This is a genomic window from Streptomyces sp. sk2.1, from assembly GCF_008120935.1.
Classification (GTDB): Bacteria; Actinomycetota; Actinomycetes; order Streptomycetales; family Streptomycetaceae; genus Streptomyces.
Map to the genome: position 1 here is coordinate 73121 of NZ_RDBO01000071.1, position 1485 is coordinate 74605.

The window sequence follows — 1485 nt, forward strand, 5'->3', positions numbered from 1 at the left end:
GTCTGAGGGCCGTTCCCCGAGGGGCGCCGGGCGCCCCTCGGGGAACGGCCCTCAGACCTCGTAGACCGCGCCCGGGACCGCGACGTCCGCCGGTCCGTGGAAGACCGCGCGGGCGTCGGCCAGATTGCGGTCGGCGTCGGTCCACGGCGGGATGTGGGTCAGGACGAGCCGCCCCACCCCGGCGCGGGCGGCGGTCTCGCCCGCCTCGCGGCCGTTGAGGTGGAGGTCCGGAATGTCCTCCTTGCCGTGGAGGAACGATGCTTCGCAGAGGAACAGGTCGACCCCCTCGGCGAGTTCGTCCAGGGCCTCGCAGATGCCGGTGTCCCCGGAGTACGCGAGCGAGCGGCCGCCGTGCTCGACGCGGATCGCGAAGGTGTCGACGGGGTGGCAGACCTTCTCCGTGCGGACCGAGAAGGGTCCGATCTCGAACGTTCCCGGCTTCAGCGTGTGGAAGTCGAAGACCTCGCTCATCGCGTGCTCGGACGGGGTGTCGGCGTGGGCGGTGGTCAGCCGCTGCTCGGTGCCCTCGGGTCCGTAGACGGGGATGGGGGTGGGGCGGCCGCCGTCGTGCCGGTAGTAGCGGACGACGAAGTACGCGCACATGTCGATGCAGTGATCGGCGTGGAGGTGGCTGAGGAAGATGGCGTCGAGGTCGTAGAGACCGATGTGACGCTGCAGCTCGCCGAGGGCGCCGTTGCCCATGTCGAGGAGCAGCCTGAAGCCGTCGGCCTCTACGAGGTAGCTCGAGCATGCCGATCCCGCGGACGGGAACGAGCCGGAGCAGCCGACGACGGTGAGCTTCATGGAGCGTGAACCTCCGGGACGTGGGAACGGGGAGGGTTCGTACGGTCTGTTGAGCGGTTTGTCGAGCGTAAGGCGCGAAAGTGCCGGTCGCTCCTCCACGGCCGTCCGTTGTGGGGGAACTCACCTGTGCTGTCACCGGTTCGATGGAAGCGGCGGGGACGCCGGTACGGTCGGGGGCATGGACATGTCCTGGTGGTGGCTCGCACTCGTTCTGGTGGTACTGCTCGCACTCGTCGCGGCGGTCGCCGACGGCCGGGGGCGGGGCGGTGGCCGGCCCCGCGGGCGTTCCGGCGGCTCGGCGGGGACGCCGCCCGGTACGCGGCCGGGCGGGCGGACCCGTCCTCCGGCGGCGCCCGGTCGCGGGACCGGCCCGGAGCGGGGGGCGCGGCCCCGGCCGGGAGAGATCTGGTGGGCGGAGGTGCCGTACGAGGACGGGCCGGGCGCGAAGGACCGGCCCTGCCTGGTGCTCTCGGTACGGGGTGACTCGGCGCTCGTCGCGAAGATCACCAGCAAGTGCCACGAGGACCGGCCGGGAGTGATCGCGCTGCCCGCGGGGACGGTGGGGGACGCGCGGAACCGGGCGAGTTATCTGGAGACGGACGAATTGCGGCAGGTGGCCGTGCGGGGGTTCCGGCGGCGGGTGGGGAACGTGGACCCGAAGGTGTGGGAGCGGGTGCGGGG

General features: G+C 72.3%; 2 protein-coding genes. One reads left to right on the plus strand and one right to left on the minus strand.

Annotation, left to right across the window (positions count from 1 at the left end; genetic code table 11):
• Nucleotides 1-51: 51 nt before the first annotated feature.
• The gene (locus EAO76_RS25115) at nucleotides 52-804 is read right to left on the minus strand and encodes an MBL fold metallo-hydrolase (RefSeq protein WP_148838183.1); all 753 of its coding nucleotides are present in this window, start codon (nucleotides 802-804) and stop codon (nucleotides 52-54) included.
• 178 nt (nucleotides 805-982) lie between these two features.
• Between EAO76_RS25115 and EAO76_RS25120 the strand changes: the two genes are divergently transcribed.
• Nucleotides 983-1485 (plus strand): type II toxin-antitoxin system PemK/MazF family toxin (locus EAO76_RS25120; RefSeq protein WP_148838355.1); only part of this gene is annotated, 503 nt, incomplete at its 3' end.

Excerpts from the sequence above, each read along its gene's own strand:
- EAO76_RS25115 (WP_148838183.1), bottom strand. The coding sequence starts at position 804 with ATGAAGCTCACCGTCGTCGGCTGCTCCGGCTCGTTCCCGTCCGCGGGA.